This window comes from Brachybacterium hainanense (genome assembly GCF_042434575.1).
In the GTDB taxonomy this organism is placed as follows: Bacteria; Actinomycetota; Actinomycetes; order Actinomycetales; family Dermabacteraceae; genus Brachybacterium; species Brachybacterium hainanense.
In genome coordinates, this window is record NZ_JBHLSV010000010.1 from 122,493 (window position 1) to 138,590 (window position 16,098).

Consider the following 16,098-nt stretch of genomic DNA (forward strand, 5'->3'; position numbering starts at 1 on the left):
TCGCCCGCGCTCCATCACGACCCGATCCTGGAGGAAACATGCGCGTCGATCTGCTCACCAAGGAGTACCCGCCGGAGATCTACGGCGGCGCCGGCGTCCACGTCGCGGAGCTGACGCGGGTGCTGCGCCCGCTCATCGACGTGCAGGTCCGCTGCTTCGGCGCCGACCGGGACGAGGAGGGCGCGACCGCCTACCGGGCGCCGGCGGAGCTGGCGGGCGCGAACTCGGCGCTCGCGACCCTCGGCACGGATCTCCCCATGGCCGCGGACTGCGCGGGCGCCGACCTGGTGCACTCCCACACCTGGTACGCGAACTTCGCGGGGCACATCGCGTCCCTCCTGCACGGGATCCCGCATGTCCTCTCCGCGCACTCCCTCGAGCCGATGCGCCCGTGGAAGGCCGAGCAGCTGGGCGGCGGCTACGCGCTGAGCTCCTTCGCCGAGCGGACGGCGTACGAGGGCGCGGCCGGGATCATCGCGGTCTCCGGGGGGATGCGCGAGGACATCCTGCGCTCCTACCCGACCGTCGACCCCGCGCGGGTGCACGTGGTCCACAACGGGATCGACATCGACGAGTGGGCGCCGAACCCTGCCACCGACGTGCTCCGCGAGCGCGGCATCGACCCGGAGGCCCCGACGATCGTGTTCGTCGGCCGGATCACGCGCCAGAAGGGCCTTCCCTTCTTCCTCCGCGCCGTGCGCGAGCTGCCCGCCGGCGTCCAGGTCGTGCTGTGCGCGGGCGCGCCGGACACGCCGGAGATCGCGGCCGAGGTACAGGGACTCGTCACGGAGCTGCAGCGCACCCGCGAGGGGGTGCACCTGATCTCCGACATGCTGCCGCGCCATCAGCTCACCCAGATCCTCACGCATGCGACGACATTCGTGTGCCCCAGCATCTACGAGCCGCTGGGCATCGTGAACCTCGAGGCCATGGCCTGCGGGACGCCGGTGGTCGCCTCTGCCACCGGCGGCATCCCCGAGGTCGTCGTCGACGGGGAGACCGGGTACCTGGTCCCTCTCGAGCAGGCCGATGACGGCACCGGCACGCCGCTGCAGCCCGAGGCCTTCGTCGCGGACCTCGCCGCCGCGCTCACGAAGGCTGTCTCCGATCCGCAGCGGGCGGCGGAGATGGGCGAGGCCTCCCGGAGGCGGGCCGCCGAGCACTTCTCCTGGACCTCGATCGCGCAGCGCACCCTCGAGGTCTACCGCAGCGTGCTGGAGGGGTGAGCGCCGCGGCCGCCGCCGGGCTCAGCCGAGCTCGGCGGCGGCGAGCAGGTTGACCTGGTCCACGAGGGCCTCGCGGGCGGCATCGGCCAGATCCCGCAGCAGCTCCTCGCGGGCGAGCTCCCCGCTGAGGCCCGCGGCGGAGGATCCCTCCGCGAGCTCGGCGCGGGTCAGCAGGAGCGTCCGCGCGGCGAGGACGAGCAGATGCCGGGCCGGACCCGGCACGTGCCGCGGCACGCCCGCGGCGGTCCAGTCCGGAGGCAGCGATGCCTGCGGGATCGGCTCCTCGGGGACCAGGTCGAGGTGGGCGGCGCTGTCGGCCGCACGGCGCAGCGCCCGCAGCAGCTCCTCCCGGGCCCCGGCGGAGTACGCGGGCGGTGGGACCTGGGCCCCGGTTCCGGGGATCTGGGTCCAGGTCACCTCGACGCCCCGGGCCGCGTCGGCCCCGAGCACCTCGGTCTGCGGGACGAGGGTGTGCTCGGCCAGTCCCGCGGCGGTCACGACGACGGCCTGCTCCGCGAGGAGGGCGCGGGAGATCGCCGACGGCGGTCCGATGAGCCCGGCGATCCGCCCGGGCTGCGGGAGCACGAGCCGCGCCGAGACCAGCGGCAGCCGTCGCAGCTGCGTCATCCAGTCGAACAGGTCCGCACCGCCGCCCGCGCGGTGCCGGTGCCCGGCGCCCAGACCGATCTCGACGGCGTCATCGGGCCCCACGTCCCCGCGCAGGTAGGCGCTCGCCCACAGCAGCAGCGAGGCAGCGCGCGGGAGCGGCACGAGATCGCGGGGGATCTGCGGAGCCAGATCGGGAAAGGCGGCATCGGAGGCGGGGCTCATGCGGAGTGCGCCATCTCGAGCCGGGGCATCCGGCTGCCGGGGGCGCTCTCGCCCACCAGGAGCAGGATCTCCTCGCCGAGCGGTGCGCTCCCAGGCACCCAGGCGGTCACCGGCGGCTCGGCGAGCTGGACCTCGACGCGGGCCGGAGCGTTCTCCCCGGCCTCCCGCACCTCGATCACGGTCGCCGGCAGCTGCTCCCCGACGAATGCCCGCAGCGCCTCCGCCTCGAGCAGATCGATCGCCGACCGCTCGAGGGATCCGGCGCGGGCGACGGTCTCCTGCATGATCGGGGGGATCTGCGCGAGGGCGGCCAGGAGTTCGGGCTCCGGTGCCCTGCCCTGGGCATGGGCGTGGCACACCAGCAGGACGAAGCGGTCCACGAGCCGGCGCAGCGGCGCGGTCGCGTGCGCGTAGGGGGCGGCGATCGCGGCCTGACGCGGGTCCTCGGGGCGCTCCTCGGGCCGGGTGAAGGCCGCATAGGAGGCGCCGCGGAACAGGGAGGCGGCCTGATTCAGCAGGGCGAGATGCCGGCCCTCCCGCCAGTCGAGGGAGCGCAGCAGCCGCCCGTAGGGCATGTCCTCCGGCCAGGTGACGCCGAGGGCGGTGCACTGGCGGCGGAAGCGCTCGATCGCCGCGGGCTGCGCGGGCGGCATGATGCGCAGGATCCCGCTGCCGCCCTCGAGCATGAGGTCCGCCGCCGCCATGCCGGTGAGCAGGGACAGCTGGGCGTTCGCGTCCTCGACCGGCTGCGGGCGGCGCCAGTCGAGCCGCACGGCGCCCCCGTCCAGGCGCGCCTCCTGCTCCGGGACGCTGAGGCTCGCCCCGCCGCGCTCGGCCTCGCGGGCCGCGCGCAGGGCGCCGATCTCCTGCAGCAGCTGCATCTGCGGATGCCCGGACCCGGCGTCGAGGTCCCGCTGGACGCCCTCGTAGTCGAGCTTCTCCCGGGAGCGGACCAGAGCGCGCACGAGGTCGAGGGAGATGAGCTCGCCTCGCGCGTCCAGATGCATGTCCCAGACGAAGGCGGGGGCGTCCTGCCCGGGCAGGAGGGAGGCGGCGCCCTCGGACAGCACGGGCGGGTGCAGGGGGATGCGCCGGTCGGGCAGGTACAGCGTCGCGCCGCGGCGCCGCGCCTCGGCGTCCAGCACCCCGTCGAGCTCGACGAAGAGAGGGACGTCGGCGATCGCGTACCGCACGCGGAATCCGTCCTGCTCGCGGTGCAGATGCATCGCCTGGTCGAGGTCGGTCGAGGAGGCCGGGTCGAGGGTGACGAAGGGGATGTCCCGCAGGTCCGTGGCGGGCGCGGAGGCGCGGACGCGGCGGGCGGCATCCTCGGCGGCGGCGAGGACCTCCGGCGGGAACTGCGTGGGCACCTCGTCGCGGGCGGTGTCGAGGAGCTCGTCGATGGCGGAGCTGAGGGTCTCGGCGGCCACGGAGCCACGGGGGAGGTCCAGCGCAATCGGACGGTGCATGGGGGCTCCTTCGCGGCTGGGCGGATCAGGCCCAGTCTAGGCGGCGGCACGCCGTCGCCCCGGCCCGGGCGGGAGCGAGGAGCAGATAGGCTCGGGGCATGCCCGAAGCCGCCGCTGAACTCACCGATGTCGTCGTCCGCCGCGCCGGACGCCACCTGCTGGACTCCGTCTCCCTCCGGATCGAGGAGGGACAGCGCTGGGTGGTGCTGGGTCCCAACGGGGCCGGCAAGTCCACCCTCGTGCGACTGCTCGCCGCCCGCCTGCACCCCACCTCCGGGACCGTGGACCTGTTCGGGGCGCGGCTGGGCCGCACCGACATCTTCGAGATCCGTCCGCTGATCGGCCTGGCCTCCCAGGAGCTCGCCGAGACCGTTCCCGTCGAGGAGACGGCGCTGGACGTCGTGGTCACCGCCGGATACTCGATCGTGGGCCGCTGGCAGGAGCAGTACGAGGACGAGGACCTGGACCGGGCGCGGAGCCTGCTGGCCTCCTTCGGGGTCGCGCATCTGGCCGACCGCATGTTCGGGACCCTGTCCACGGGGGAGCGCAAGCGGGTGCTCTCCGCGCGCGCCCTCATGACCGACCCGGAGCTGCTGCTCCTGGACGAGCCCGCCTCCGGGCTGGACCTGGGCGGCCGCGAGGAGCTCGTGCGGAACCTGGGCCGCCTCGCGAAGGACCCCGCGACCCCGGTGACCGTGCTCGTCACCCACCATGTCGAGGAGATCCCGCCGGGCTACACGCACGCCCTGCTGCTGCGCGCGGGAGGGATCGTGGCGGCGGGCCCCATCGGCGAGACCCTCACCTCGCAGAACCTCACCCGCACCTTCGGCCTGCCGCTGGTGGTCGACACCCACGGCGAGCGGTTCTCCGCCCGCGCCGTGCAGCTGGGCTGAGCCGGTGGCGGTGATCCATCGGATCGAGGCGCTCGAGGATCCGCGGCTGGACGACTACCTCCGCATGACCGACGTGCGCCTGCGCTCGCGGCTCGAGCCGGAGCGCGGCCTGTTCATGGCAGAGAGCTACGAGGTCATCTCGCGGGCGCTGGATGCCGGGCACGCCCCGCGCTCCTTCCTCATGTCGCCGAAGTGGCTGGACCGCTTCGCCCCGCTGTTCGACCGCTTCGCCGAGGTCCCCGTCTTCGTGGGGGAGGAGACGATGCTCGAGCAGCTCACCGGCTTCCATCTGCACCGCGGGGCGCTCGCGGCGATGCAGCGACCGGAGCTGCGGCCCGTCCCCGAGCTGCTGGCGGAGGCGGGACGCTCACGGATCGCGATCATCGAGGACGTCGTCGACCACACCAACGTGGGTGCGATCTTCCGCTCCGCGGCGGCGCTGGGCGTGGACGCGGTGCTGGTGACGCCCCGGTGCGCCGACCCGCTGTATCGTCGCAGCATCCGCGTCTCGATGGGCACTGTCTTCCAGGTGCCCTGGACGCGCGTGGAGCCGTGGCCCGCCGGTGTCGAGGACCTCCGGGAGGCCGGATACGTGGTGGCGGGCATGACGCTGGGCGAGGGGGCGATCACGCTGGACGAGCTGGTCGCGGAGGACCACGAGCGCCTCGTCCTGGTGTTCGGCACGGAGGGACACGGGCTGACCGCGGCCGCCGACGCCCGGCTGGACCGGCGGGTCACGATCCCGATGATGCACGGGGTGGACTCGCTGAACGTGGCCGCGAGCTCGGCCGTGGCGTTCTACGCGACGAGGTAGGCCCCCGAGCGGCGGTGCCGACCGTCCCGGGCCGAGGATGATGGCCTGCTGCGGCCCGGTCGCGGGGGGCTCATGCCCCCGCATCATGATGCATGTGCGGCCCGGGGTCTGCCTCGTGCCCGCCCGGTACGCGGTCGAGGAGGCTCGGGGTCGTCTTCTCGACAGGAGTCCGATCGGCCCATGAGGCTGCGTGCCGAGGAATCGGGGCCCGCTCAGCCCGGCATCCCGGCGATCCGCTCCAGGAGCAGTCCCGCGCCCACCAGGAGCATGGCCGCCCCGGCGATCCGCGTGGTCAGCCGGGCGAGTCGGGGCCGCGCGCCGAGGACCCGGTCGGCGGCGTATCCGAGCGGGAGATAGACGACCGCGGTGATGAGGATGTAGACGGCTCCGAGCACGGCGAGCTGCGTCGGCAGCGGCCAGCCGCCGGGGGTCGTCCGCGCGAACTGCGGAAGGATCGCCAGGAGGATGAGGATCCCTTTGGGGTTGAGGCCGCTCACGGCCATGCCGCGCGCGAGGTGGCCGCGGGGTCTGCGGCCTGAATCGTGCTGCGCCGCCGTGGGGACCTGCCCGGCGCCGCGCAGGGTGCGCAGGCCGAGATGGAGCAGGTAGAGCGCCCCGGCGACGGTGATGGCGGCGAGCGCCGGCGGCCAGGCGAGGAGGAGGGGGCCGAGGCCCGCCACGACGGCTCCGGTGATGATCGCGTATCCGGCCAGGATGCCCGCGACGGCCGGGATCACGACATGGTCGCGTGCCCCGGAGACGAGGACGTAGGCCCAGTCCGGGCCGGGGACGGCGATGAGCGCGAGCGCGATCCCGGCGAAGCCGAGCACGGCGGTGATCTCCATGAGCATCTCCCTCTGTCAGAAGGGAACGCTACGCAGGATCGCCCGAAATGTGCTCCCCGATCTGCGGGTATTCGGCGTCATCTGTGGAAGGATCGTCGCCATGGACGGGATCGATCGGAAGATTCTTGCGGAGCTGCAGGTGGACGGGCGGCTGAGCGTCACGGAGCTGGGTGCACGGGTCGGGCTGACGGTGTCGCCGACGCATCGGCGGGTGCGCGATCTGGAGACTTCCGGGGCGATCACCGGCTATCGCGCGGTCGTGGATCCGCGGGCGCTCGGGCTGGGGTTCGAGGCGCTCGTGTTCGTGACGATGACGCAGGAGGACCGGACGACGCTGCTGGCCTTCGAGGAGGCGGTGGCCGCGGTTCCGAACGTCCTGCAGGGCCAGCGGCTGTTCGGCGATCCCGACTACCTGCTGCGGGTGCGGACTGCTGACCTGGATGCCTATGCCCGTCTCGAGGACGATGTGCTGTCCACCCTTCCCGGAGTGCAGCGTCTGAACTCGACGCTGGTGATGAAGAGCTTCGTGCTGGACCGCCCGTATCCGACCGATCTGCGCTGATGCGCTGCGACGTCCCGCCCGGGCTCCTCCCCGTCGAGGCCCGCGTCCTCCGCAGGCCCAGCCCGGTGATCGTGACGATCACGGTCGTGAGCAGCACGGGGGAGAATCCGGCTCCGATGAAGGCGACCGCGATCGGTGCGGCGAAGGAGCGCATGAGCATCGAGAGACCGGATTGCAGCGCGGCGACGGGGATGCTGGCGAGAGCGATGAGCAGGCTGATGAGGACGTATTCGACCGCCAGCGGTCCGGGGAGTCCGAAGACGAGCGTGCCGAGGGCGATCACCGCGACGAGCATGACGAGCTGCATGCACACGTCCGTGCACGACGCCATGCTCCCGGTCGGCAGCCGCCACCGGATCCGGTTCGACCCCCAGAAGCCTCAGCGTCGGTCGACGATCTTCTCGAGTGGAGCGGGGCATGAGGGCGCGTCGTGCAGCGGTCGGCCTGTCGCTCCTGGTGCTCGCTCTCGACTCCCTGGCGGGGTGCTCCCTGGTCCCTGCGCCGGTCACCGACTGCGAGCAGAGCACACCCTCAGCGACCTGCGACCGTCACGAGCGCTTCGAGCTCGCCGGGACGAGTATCATCTCGTCGACGAGCTCGAGAACGTCACGGAGACCGGCGACGAGGGCGGGGACCAGGCCCGCGTCGAGGCACAGCTCAGGCTCGAGGGCGAGCCTGTGGACTCGCTGCAGGTGCAGCTGCACGTCGTCGAGCCGCTGACCGAGGAGACGGTCGTCGCCTGGCCTGATACCTCACCGGTCGCGGGGGAGCAGACGCTCGCATTCGACGTCAGCGGGCAGGGCTACGCCCGGCGTATCCACGCCGGCACCTTCCCGCCCGACGTCGTCATCGTGTTCGATGACGGAGAACGCACGGTGACGGTGCCGGTCATGCAGGTCGAGTTCAGTCAGGAGACGGATGAGTCATGATCCCGGCGCTCCCACGTCCCGACGGCGGCTGGCCGCACCTGCTCCGGCAGGTCGTCGCCGTCGTCTTGCTCTGGGCGATCGCGGCCTTCCTGATCGCTGCAGCTGGCCTGCCGCTGATGGACCCGCAGTGCTACTCGGACTCGCCGAGTGGAGGAGAGGTCTGTCCGCTGGATCCCGACCCCGTGCTCACGCATCTGTTCGATGCCCGCTGGCCCGCGGTACCCGAACCGGTGACCGTGACCGTGAGCCTCGCTGCGGTGTTCGCGGGGATCGGGCTCGCGATCCACCTGGACACCTCCGAGCCATGGTCGGAGCGGGGAGACGCACCCACTGCTGCTGGGCTCATCGCCGGAGTGCTCGGTGCCGGCCTCGGCCTGCTCATCGCGGGTCCCGGCTTCCTCGATCCGCGTGTTGCGATCGGGATCACGGCCCTCGGCGCTCTCCTGCTCCTGCTGGGTCTGCTCGCCCTGCGCGCGTTCCTCCGTGCACTGCGCCGCCGCTACGCGCGTCATCTGCGCCGCGAGCATCTGCGGGGGCGCGGCACTCGCACGATCGCCACGATCACCGGGCTCGTCTGGACCGAGCGCTACCGACGATACGGCGGCCAGGAGGATGACGGCGATCCGATCTTCGCCGTGACCGCCCGGCTCGGTCGGGCCTCTGGCGCCCGGACGGTGGCCGAGGAGCTGGCGGTGCCGCGGGCAGACGCGCCTGTCGTCGGCGGCACCGTGATCGTGATCCATGACGACGAGCACGCCCACGAGACGGGCATCGACGTGCTTCTGGAGCCGGATCCGGACGGCCTGCGCGACCCCGACGCTCTGGTGAAGTACCCGCCCGCGCCGGAGAGCTCGCCGAGCTGAGGGACTCTGGACAGCCGAGAAAGGACACGAGAGACATGAGGACACTCGATCGACTCGCCGGATCATGGGCGTTCACGATGCAGCACTGCGCCGTCGCGGAACCGGTCACCGGCACCCAGACCTACCGCTGGGTGCTCGATGACGCGTTCCTCCAGCAGGACTGGGCCTACGACCGCCCGGACTTCCCCGACGCCGTCTCGATGCTCGCGGAGCATCGCCTGCACTACTTCGACGTGCGCGGCATCGTCCGGGTCTTCGAGCTCGAGCTCGAGGAATCCGGCTGGTCGATGATCCGCCGGGACGACGACTTCTGGCAGCGCTTGAACAGCCGCTTCATCGACGACGACACGATCGAGGGCTCAGGGGAGCTGTCCTACGACGAGGGCGCCACCTGGGAGCACGACTACTCGCTCGTGTGCCGACGTGTGGTGAGAGCGGGCAGGCTCTCCTCGCCGTATGACCCCACGCCGTAGAACGGGATATATGACGGCGCTCCGCCGTGGTGGTCCCGATCGCCGATACCAGGCCTGGTGATCAGGACGATGTCTGAAGCCTCCGTCGTTCGGTGTGCTGCATGGTCGTCTCGCCGACCAGGAACCGCACGGTCCGCTCTTCGTCCCGTGTCGCCGAGATAGCGGTGCTGGCCGAGCAGGATCCAGGCGTTCGCCGTCTCGACGCCCCGGGACGCGGCACTGCTCGCCAACCGCTCAAGGGCGTCCGGCCCGAGGCCACGGATCCTGGCGAGCTCCGCCAGCAGAGCTTCTGCCGGTCGTGCTGCTCGCGCCTTCGGTCCATGGTTTCCCCGGGAATCGCAGGGAAGGCGCATTTCCCAGGCGCTCGGGAAACCGTGTATTGCTGCATGGCGAGCACCCGATGAACCTCTGGTGCGGTGGCACGCAAGAAGGGGTGCCGGCGAGAACGCCACGTACCGTGGACGTATGAAGCGTGCCGAGATCATCACCGCGCTGGTCTGGGGCGTGCTCTCGGCCTGGCTCGGGATCTGGATGATCGAGAAGCTCTTCCTGCCCGATCAGAGCCGCAGCATCCTGCCGCTGCGCGATGACACCGATCTGATCGCGCCGCTCGTGATCGGCGTGCTCTGGGGCTTCACCTCGATGATCCTGGGTGTGCTCGCTGCGACCCGCCGCAACCGCGCCGGCCTGGAGGACGCGCAGCTCGCGCACGCGGTCGGCACCGTCGTCGAGACCCACGATCCGGGTATCTCGCACTGGGACTTCGACGACCGTTCGCACCCCGTCACCTTCCTCATCATCCAGATCGACGCTCGGGACGGAGGCCCGCTCCTCGGTCTCCTGCCCGTCGACGGCGACCTCCCGGACGTGGGCGACACCGTCCCGGTGCGGTATGCGCCCGGAGCGCCGGGCGTCCTGTATCCCGCGTACGAGCAGGTGCTGTGATGACCGGTCTGCTCGACATGCTGGTCTGGTTGATCGACCTGCCGGTCCGGCGCGGCGTCGTCTTCCTCGCCTGGGGATTCCTCGGCGGCCTCGGCGCGCTGCTCCTGCTCCGAGCCACCGGAGCCAGGTCCGACCTGTGGCGGCTGCCGGGCTCGACCCTCGGCAACCGCACGCTCACCGCCGCAGCAGGACCTGTGCTCGCGGCGGCGCGGGAGCGCGCCGGCCTCACGTCGGCCAGCGGCGCGGCGCCGACCCGCAGACGAAGCCCGGGAAGCAGCCTGGTCAGGATCGGCGCAGCAGCGCTGCTGGTCCTGCTCGGTGCGAGCGGTCTCCTCGGGCTCATCGGCATCACCGGGGTTCCGGTCACCCGCGCCTACATCGCAGCTCACGGCGAAGAGACCCCGGGGCAGGTTCGTGACGGCTGGGTCGTCTTCACCGCGTCGGATGGGCAGGAGCACATCCTGCGCAGCGATACGTTCCCTCCGATCACCTATCCGGGCGACGACGCGGTGCTGAGCGATCAGGGCGGACCCGTGACGGTCCGGTACCTCGCGAGCCACCCGCAGGCCTTCGTGATCCTCACCACCGATCGAGCAGCGACCAGCACCCGCTCGCACACTGCTGGGTGCCCGCTGAGCAGCTCGCGCGGCGAGCTGGTGACGCTGCAGCAGGGCGACGGGCCCGCCAGGTAGCGAGGGAACAGGAGCGCAGCAGACGTGTCAGGTGCCGGCCATGACCACGCGCCAGGGCCGGATGCGCACCGACAGCAGTCCCGAGACGACGGCCTCGTCGGCCCGCGCGAGCCTCTCCACCCCGTCGAGGCCGACCGAGGCGGGACAGCGCACCACCGTCATGCCCTCGCCGTCGGCATCGGCGAACGATCCGGCGGCGACGAGCCAGCCCTTCTCGTCCAGCGAGCGCAGGAATGCGAGGTGGTGGGCGAATCGCGGATCCCGGAACAGCGGTCCGGAGGCAGTGGGCCCGGGCGAATGGATCAGCGCGGCCCAGGCGCTGCCGGTGCCAGTGCTCTCGGACGTCATGGCAGGGACTCTATCGACCGCGAACCGTCCCGTACCACGACGGCGCAGCTCGCATCCTGCAGACGGTGCCGACCCTCGGCCTGGTACCACCCGGATCCCGCGGTGCACAGCAGGATCTGATCGCCGCCGCCGTTCTCGCCGTGGTGGACGTGCCAGTTGTCGCGACAGCCGGGCTCGAAGCTCACGTTCATCACGCCGCCGTTGCACGACGGGCGAGGCGGCCTCGGCATTGGGGGAGCGGGGTTCCCGAAAGGACCGTTGCTCGGGCCGCGAGGTGCGGGTGCGGGGACATCGCCGTCCGATGGCGGCCGGCCCGGACCGCACCGGGCAGGCCCGCGGGATTTGGTACGGTCGTACAGTCCCCGACCCCGACCCCCGAGGACAGCGATGACATCCCCCCGGGAGGGCCCCCGCGTCCCCGCCGTGGCCACGGCGGGCCTGGGCCTGCTCCTGGCCGTGGGCTGTTCGAGCCCGAGCATCGATCCGGCACCTCGGAGCGCGGGGCCGCCGCCGATCGAGGTCGTCTCGACGGCCGGCCATATCGGGCAGCCGATCGACCTCGACCTGCCCGTGCATCCGTCGGGGGCGTTCGAGTTCGACCAGTGGCCCTCGGCCTGCCAGCTCGTCGACCAGAAGGCGATCACGAGCGTGCTCCCCGGCGTCACCGAGACCGCGCAGGAGTCCCGGCCCGCCGAGATCTCGATCATCACCCTCATGGATCCCGACGCGGACACGGGCCCGTTCACGGTCCCGGAGGCCAGCTGCGGCACGAGCGCGGGCTTCGACGTGGACGGCCTGCGGCTCTCGGACGGGAACGTGGTCATGAACTTCCTCGTCGAGGTCACCGCTGCCGGCACGCCCGAGTACATCGAGCGCAACGCCGACCTGCCCAGCGGGGAGGAGGTGCAGCTCGGCGATGCGACGTGCGTGGCGAGCGAGCACCGCTACGACTGCGCGACGGACAGCTTCGCCTTCTCGGTCTCCCTCGACGCCCGTCCGTACGCGCAGTACGTGGACGGCGGCGACAGCATCTACAGGGTCGACGGCGAGGAGGTCGACTACAGCGACGACGTCGACGGATTCCTGGCCATGACGGACGAGAAGATCCTGCTGCCGGTGGTCACCTCGGCCGCGGAACGGCTCTCGGCATGATCATCTGGCGAGGATGGGGAGGCCTCGCGGTCCCGTACATCGGGCTGTGCGTGCTGCTGTTCGGACTGGTCATCGGCACGAACCTGCCGATCGAGGGCATCGACGTCCCTCTCATCGGGGTCGGGATGATGGCCGGCGGCGTGCTCTGCATCGTCCATGGCTGGTATCTGAACCAGATCCTGCCGCGTCGACGGGCCGATGCCTGGGAGGCGCAGCGGCGTCCTGGGCTCGAGGCGGCCGCAGCGGAGGGGCGCCTCGCGGTCGACGGGATCCCGCCGAAGGATCCTGCGGAGGCCGAGGCGATGACCGCGCATCTGATCGCGCAGGGCAGGCGGCAGGCCGCTCGCGCGAACCAGCACACCCTGTTCTTCATCCCGCTGGAGTTCGTCGGCGTCATGGTCCTCCCACTCGGCGCGATCATCGCGTTCACCAACGGCATGGCGCTGCTGGGCGGCTGAGCCGCACGGCCTGCCTGGACCGAGGGGATCATCCGCCGGACGGTGCGGAGCCCGATCCGAGGACACGCAGCTGCGCCCCCGCTCCGCCCCCGCCTCAGCTCCGGCGCAGGTCCTGCGCGAGCATCACGAGGATCCCGCTCGGACCGCGCAGGTACGTGAGGCGGTAGATGCCCTCGTACTCCGCCGCCCCCCGCAGGGGGAGGCACCCGTGCCGCGCCGCGATCTCGAGCGCCGCATCGAGATCGTCGACGGAGAAGGCCACACGGTGCATCCCGATCTCATGGGGGAGGGTCGGCTCGGTCTCGATGGCCGCGGGGTGGATGTACTCGAAGAGCTCGATGCGGCCATGTCCGTCGGGCGTCTGCAGCAGGGCGATCCGCGCATGGTTCCCGTCCAGGCCCACCGCCGTGTCCGCCCAGCTGCCGCTGACCGTGTCGCGGCCCAGCACCGCGAGTCCCAGGTCCGTGAAGAAGGCGATCGCCTCCTCCAGGTCGCGGACCGCGATACCGATGTTCTGCAGAGCGATCGTCATCCTCGAGAGGATAGCGCGGCCCCGTCGCCGGGCCCGCCGGAGCGGCGCCGATCAGCCCTTGTGCAGCTGGAAGGTGACCGGCACGCCGGCACGGCCGGCGACGTCCACCCGCACCCGCACCGCACCATCCTGGCGGCTCATGCTCACGCCCTCGCCGGAGACCCGGGTCCACGGCGCATCGGCGAGCTCGAGGGTCAGCTGCTCCGCCGTCTGCGTGGGGTCGGAGATCGCGACCGCCGCCATCCCCGGCGTACGTCGGGCGAGAACGCAGGCCGGACCGTCCACCGTCATCCCGGCCGCCGCCCCGGCGCGCCAGAAGCTCGCCGCCGTGACCTTCCCGCTCGTGACCGCCTGGACCTGCTCCGTGTTCGCCTCGACCACCACGCCCGGATCCGCCGCCCGCCTCCGCGTCGCATCCGCCGAGGCTCCCGGCTCGACGAGATACGCGTACGAGCCGCTGCCCTCGCCCGGGTGCAGCACCTCGAGAGTCGCATAGTGCCGACGCAGCTCCTGCTCGGATCCTCCGGTGTTCACCCGCCTCCAGGTCCCGCTGCGCTCGGCGACCGACGCAGCGAGCACGACGGGCTCGAGGAACACGTAGCCGGCGGTGCCCTCCAGATGCGCCCACCGGGGATGCTCGAGGCGCTCGCGCTCGCCGATCTCGCGGGAGTCCACCAGAAGGCGTCCCGCGGCGGTGCCGGTGCTGCGATGCTCGACCACGGACTTGGTGCGCCCGTCGGCGGAGCTCGACTCCGTGACCGCGAGGAACGGTGCCGTCGCCTCTCCCGACTCCCGCGAACGGATCTCGATCGAGAGCCCCTGCGCCCGTCCCGCCGCGAGATCCTGGGTGATCGCCAGGGTCACGCCCTGTCCGGCCAGGAGCTGCTCGCGCAGATGCTCGGTCAGGTCCGCCTGGCGCCATGCGTGGCTGCCGGAGACCGTCACCTCGGCGAGCAGCTCGCCGATCGCCGGACGGGTGCTCCAGGTCAGGGTGGCCTCCTCGAAGTCCTCGGTCCGATGCACCGCGATCGTGTCCGAGGTGCCGCCGCCGTCGTTCACCCCGGCATACAGGTTCAGGACGATGCGGTCGAAGCCGTCCTCGACCGCTGTCGGCTCGAAGCGCAGATAGGTCTGCCGCGTGTACCCGGAGTCCGCGGTGCGCACCGTCTTGACCAGCAGGGTCTTCGCCGACCCGGCGTTGGTGTCGGCCTTGGGCCCGTCGTTGACATGGGCATCGGCCGCCGCGACGAAGCGCTCCCGCTCCTGCGGGACGGGGATCGCGGAGATGTCCGCTCCCAGACAGACGTAGACGTCGGGGCCCGCGAACCACGTCTTACGGGCGTGCAGCCCGGTGCTCCCGGGGCCGATGAGGTGCTGGCCCGCGAGCGACCAGTCCTCGAGCACCGAGCCGCCGGTCCACTCGTTCTGCGGACAGCGGGCGCCCCATTGGCCCTCGACCCTCGGCGGCAGCGGGATCGTGTCGACGGTGGTGCCGGGCGGCGCGGCGAGATCGGAGGTGGGCCAGAACTCGTCGTCGAAGTGCTGGTCCGCGCTCGCCTGGTAGAGGTAGGTCATGCCGGAGCTGGTCTGAGCGCCCAGGTCGTTCTCGCCGTTGCCGCACTCGTACCAGGTGATGCGGCGCGAGCACATGGCGAGCGTGAGCGCCCAGGCGTTGTCCCTTCCGCGATGCACCAGCCGGTCCATGCCCGGGAACAGGCGTCCCGCTCCGGCATCGGGGCGGGCGGCGACCTCGGAGGTCATCAGGGCGTGGACGAGGGCGGTGCGCACGATGCTCGCGTCCTGGAGGATGTCGTGGGCGGCGGCGCCCTCCCGCGCGGCCTCGATCCACTGGCGGCACAGGCCCCTCCAACGCTCGGCCCGTTCCGCGTCGACGGCGAGCGCCAGGCGCAGGATGGCCTCGATCGCGCCGTCCCCGTCGTCGTAGCTGCGCTCGTCCTCGCGCGAGACGGCACGTCCCCGCACCGCGTCCATCATCTGTCCCCGGAACACGAGCGGGGCGTAGGAGCTCTCGACGGCGTCGTCGATGATCGCGCGGCTCGGGTCGGTCACGTCCTGGCCGGTCCCGGCGAGAAGGGCGAACAGCTTCGAGAGCCCTCCCAGCAGGACGAGCCCGTAGGTGCCCGTGTAGCCGATGGTGGAGTGCTGGATGAAGGACCCGTCGCGGAAGAAGCCGTCGCCGCTGGTGACGTACTGCCAGGTGGTGGAGAGGCCCTCGACGGCATGGCGCATGCGCTGCTCGTCCCCGGTCACGAGGGAGCGGATGATGATCGCCATGCACAGGTCGACGCGGTTTGCGCCGGTGGAGACGACGGGCGTGCGCGGCGGTGCGAACTGCTTCCACGGGTCCGGGACGAAGCGGTCGATCGCGGCGCAGTAGGCCTCGAGGTCCTCGGGCGCGATGTGATCCCGCACGAGGGCCATCGTGTTCGCGAGTGCCCGAGAGGCTCCGATCTCCCAGGACCACCAGTTGCCGAACTCGGACTGGTCGGCGTTGTAGACCAGGCGGTGCAGATCCTGCAGGCCGGCGAGGATCGCCTCCAGCAGCGAGGCGGACTGCTCGTGCCGCGATCCCGGCGTCGCCCAGGCCTGGGCGAGGGTCGCCAGCCGCGTGTAGTCCGTCGCCATGAACGAGTCGTTGCTCAGCGGATGGTCCACGAAGACGCGTGTGCGATCCGGGGACGTGTCGAGCTTGTCGAGCAGTTCGTCGACGACGCCGTCGAGGCTCTCGAGGGCGGCGGTGAACACGGGCGAGCCGGGGTCGATCTGGTCCCGGCCGGTGAGGAGGTCGACCCAGCGGCTTCGCAGCAGCTCCCAGTCGCCGCCCTCGAGAGGCGGCGCGGCCTGCGCCCAGGTGCCGAAGGTGCTGCTGACGGCGGCGGCGATGCCGAGCGTCCCGAGCCCGGCGAGGAGGCTGCGGCGGGAGAGATCATGCATGGGGGAGCCCTTTCGATCCGGGGCCACGTCGACCCGGGGATGTGCTGCGCCCACCCTCCGGTGCAGCGCCCGGACGACCTGCGGTGTTGCCGCCCGTTGCCACGCGGAGCC

General features: G+C 71.8%; 18 protein-coding genes. 11 read left to right on the top strand and 7 right to left on the bottom strand.

Annotation, left to right across the window (positions count from 1 at the left end; all coding sequences use genetic code 11):
- The first annotated feature begins 38 nt into the window (after positions 1–38).
- Positions 39–1,226, top strand: a complete 1,188-nt coding sequence (gene glgA / locus ACFFF6_RS10135; RefSeq protein WP_376980279.1) for a glycogen synthase — start codon at positions 39–41, stop codon at positions 1,224–1,226.
- Positions 1,227–1,247: 21 nt separating this feature from the next.
- Here the strand turns inward: glgA and ACFFF6_RS10140 are convergent, their stop codons facing one another.
- Complete coding sequence (locus ACFFF6_RS10140; RefSeq protein WP_376980281.1) at positions 1,248–2,057, bottom strand: Rv1486c family protein; 810 nt, start codon at positions 2,055–2,057, stop codon at positions 1,248–1,250.
- Complete coding sequence (locus ACFFF6_RS10145; RefSeq protein WP_376980282.1) at positions 2,054–3,526, bottom strand: RNB domain-containing ribonuclease; 1,473 nt, start codon at positions 3,524–3,526, stop codon at positions 2,054–2,056. The genes ACFFF6_RS10140 and ACFFF6_RS10145 overlap by 4 nt, the downstream gene beginning before the upstream one ends.
- A gap of 98 nt (positions 3,527–3,624) precedes the next feature.
- On the opposite strand from ACFFF6_RS10145, the gene ACFFF6_RS10150 reads away from it, so the two are divergent.
- On the top strand, positions 3,625–4,419 hold the full coding sequence (locus ACFFF6_RS10150) for an ABC transporter ATP-binding protein (RefSeq protein WP_376980283.1): 795 nt from the start codon (positions 3,625–3,627) through the stop codon (positions 4,417–4,419).
- Positions 4,420–4,483: 64 nt separating this feature from the next.
- Positions 4,484–5,233, top strand: coding sequence for a TrmH family RNA methyltransferase (locus ACFFF6_RS10155; protein WP_376980389.1), 750 nt, complete (start codon positions 4,484–4,486; stop codon positions 5,231–5,233).
- A 212-nt stretch (positions 5,234–5,445) separates the two neighbouring features.
- Here ACFFF6_RS10155 and ACFFF6_RS10160 read toward each other — a convergent pair whose 3' ends face one another.
- Positions 5,446–6,078 carry a LysE family translocator gene (locus tag ACFFF6_RS10160; protein ID WP_376980284.1) on the bottom strand — a complete coding sequence of 211 codons (633 nt, stop codon included), beginning with the start codon at positions 6,076–6,078 and terminating at the stop codon, positions 5,446–5,448.
- 100 nt (positions 6,079–6,178) lie between these two features.
- Here ACFFF6_RS10160 and ACFFF6_RS10165 point away from each other — a divergent pair, with 100 nt between their 5' ends.
- From ACFFF6_RS10165 to ACFFF6_RS10190, 6 genes are all read left to right on the top strand, one after another.
- A complete protein-coding gene (locus tag ACFFF6_RS10165) occupies positions 6,179–6,640 on the top strand; it encodes an Lrp/AsnC family transcriptional regulator (RefSeq protein WP_376980286.1) in 462 nt (153 codons plus the stop codon).
- Positions 6,641–6,756: 116 nt separating this feature from the next.
- Positions 6,757–7,569 (top strand): hypothetical protein, encoded by an 813-nt coding sequence (locus ACFFF6_RS10170; RefSeq protein ID WP_376980288.1) that lies wholly within the window; start codon positions 6,757–6,759, stop codon positions 7,567–7,569.
- Positions 7,566–8,432, top strand: a complete 867-nt coding sequence (locus ACFFF6_RS10175) for a hypothetical protein (protein ID WP_376980290.1) — start codon at positions 7,566–7,568, stop codon at positions 8,430–8,432. The genes ACFFF6_RS10170 and ACFFF6_RS10175 overlap by 4 nt, the downstream gene beginning before the upstream one ends.
- Positions 8,433–8,467: 35 nt before the next feature.
- Positions 8,468–8,905 carry a hypothetical protein gene (locus ACFFF6_RS10180; RefSeq protein ID WP_376980292.1) on the top strand — a complete coding sequence of 146 codons (438 nt, stop codon included), beginning with the start codon at positions 8,468–8,470 and terminating at the stop codon, positions 8,903–8,905.
- A 465-nt stretch (positions 8,906–9,370) separates the two neighbouring features.
- Positions 9,371–9,850, top strand: a complete 480-nt coding sequence (locus ACFFF6_RS10185; protein ID WP_376980294.1) for a hypothetical protein — start codon at positions 9,371–9,373, stop codon at positions 9,848–9,850.
- Positions 9,850–10,542, top strand: a complete 693-nt coding sequence (locus tag ACFFF6_RS10190) for a response regulator (RefSeq protein WP_376980296.1) — start codon at positions 9,850–9,852, stop codon at positions 10,540–10,542. The genes ACFFF6_RS10185 and ACFFF6_RS10190 overlap by 1 nt, the downstream gene beginning before the upstream one ends.
- A 27-nt stretch (positions 10,543–10,569) precedes the next feature.
- Here the strand turns inward: ACFFF6_RS10190 and ACFFF6_RS10195 are convergent, their stop codons facing one another.
- The gene (locus ACFFF6_RS10195) at positions 10,570–10,890 is read right to left on the bottom strand and encodes a YciI family protein (protein WP_376980297.1); all 321 of its coding nucleotides are present in this window, start codon (positions 10,888–10,890) and stop codon (positions 10,570–10,572) included.
- Complete coding sequence (locus tag ACFFF6_RS10200) at positions 10,887–11,081, bottom strand: cupin domain-containing protein (protein WP_376980299.1); 195 nt, start codon at positions 11,079–11,081, stop codon at positions 10,887–10,889. The genes ACFFF6_RS10195 and ACFFF6_RS10200 overlap by 4 nt, the downstream gene beginning before the upstream one ends.
- A gap of 196 nt (positions 11,082–11,277) precedes the next feature.
- On the opposite strand from ACFFF6_RS10200, the gene ACFFF6_RS10205 reads away from it, so the two are divergent.
- Both ACFFF6_RS10205 and ACFFF6_RS10210 read left to right on the top strand, forming a co-directional pair.
- Positions 11,278–12,042 (top strand): hypothetical protein, encoded by a 765-nt coding sequence (locus ACFFF6_RS10205; protein ID WP_376980301.1) that lies wholly within the window; start codon positions 11,278–11,280, stop codon positions 12,040–12,042.
- Positions 12,039–12,500 carry a hypothetical protein gene (locus ACFFF6_RS10210; RefSeq protein WP_376980303.1) on the top strand — a complete coding sequence of 154 codons (462 nt, stop codon included), beginning with the start codon at positions 12,039–12,041 and terminating at the stop codon, positions 12,498–12,500. Before ACFFF6_RS10205 ends, ACFFF6_RS10210 begins: the two co-directional genes overlap by 4 nt.
- Positions 12,501–12,594: 94 nt before the next feature.
- On the opposite strand, the gene ACFFF6_RS10215 is transcribed toward ACFFF6_RS10210, so the two are convergent.
- Both ACFFF6_RS10215 and ACFFF6_RS10220 read right to left on the bottom strand, forming a co-directional pair.
- A complete protein-coding gene (locus tag ACFFF6_RS10215) occupies positions 12,595–13,032 on the bottom strand; it encodes a VOC family protein (RefSeq protein ID WP_376980305.1) in 438 nt (145 codons plus the stop codon).
- Positions 13,033–13,083: 51 nt separating this feature from the next.
- Positions 13,084–15,987 (bottom strand): polysaccharide lyase family 8 super-sandwich domain-containing protein, encoded by a 2,904-nt coding sequence (locus ACFFF6_RS10220; protein WP_376980307.1) that lies wholly within the window; start codon positions 15,985–15,987, stop codon positions 13,084–13,086.
- Positions 15,988–16,098 lie beyond the last annotated feature (111 nt).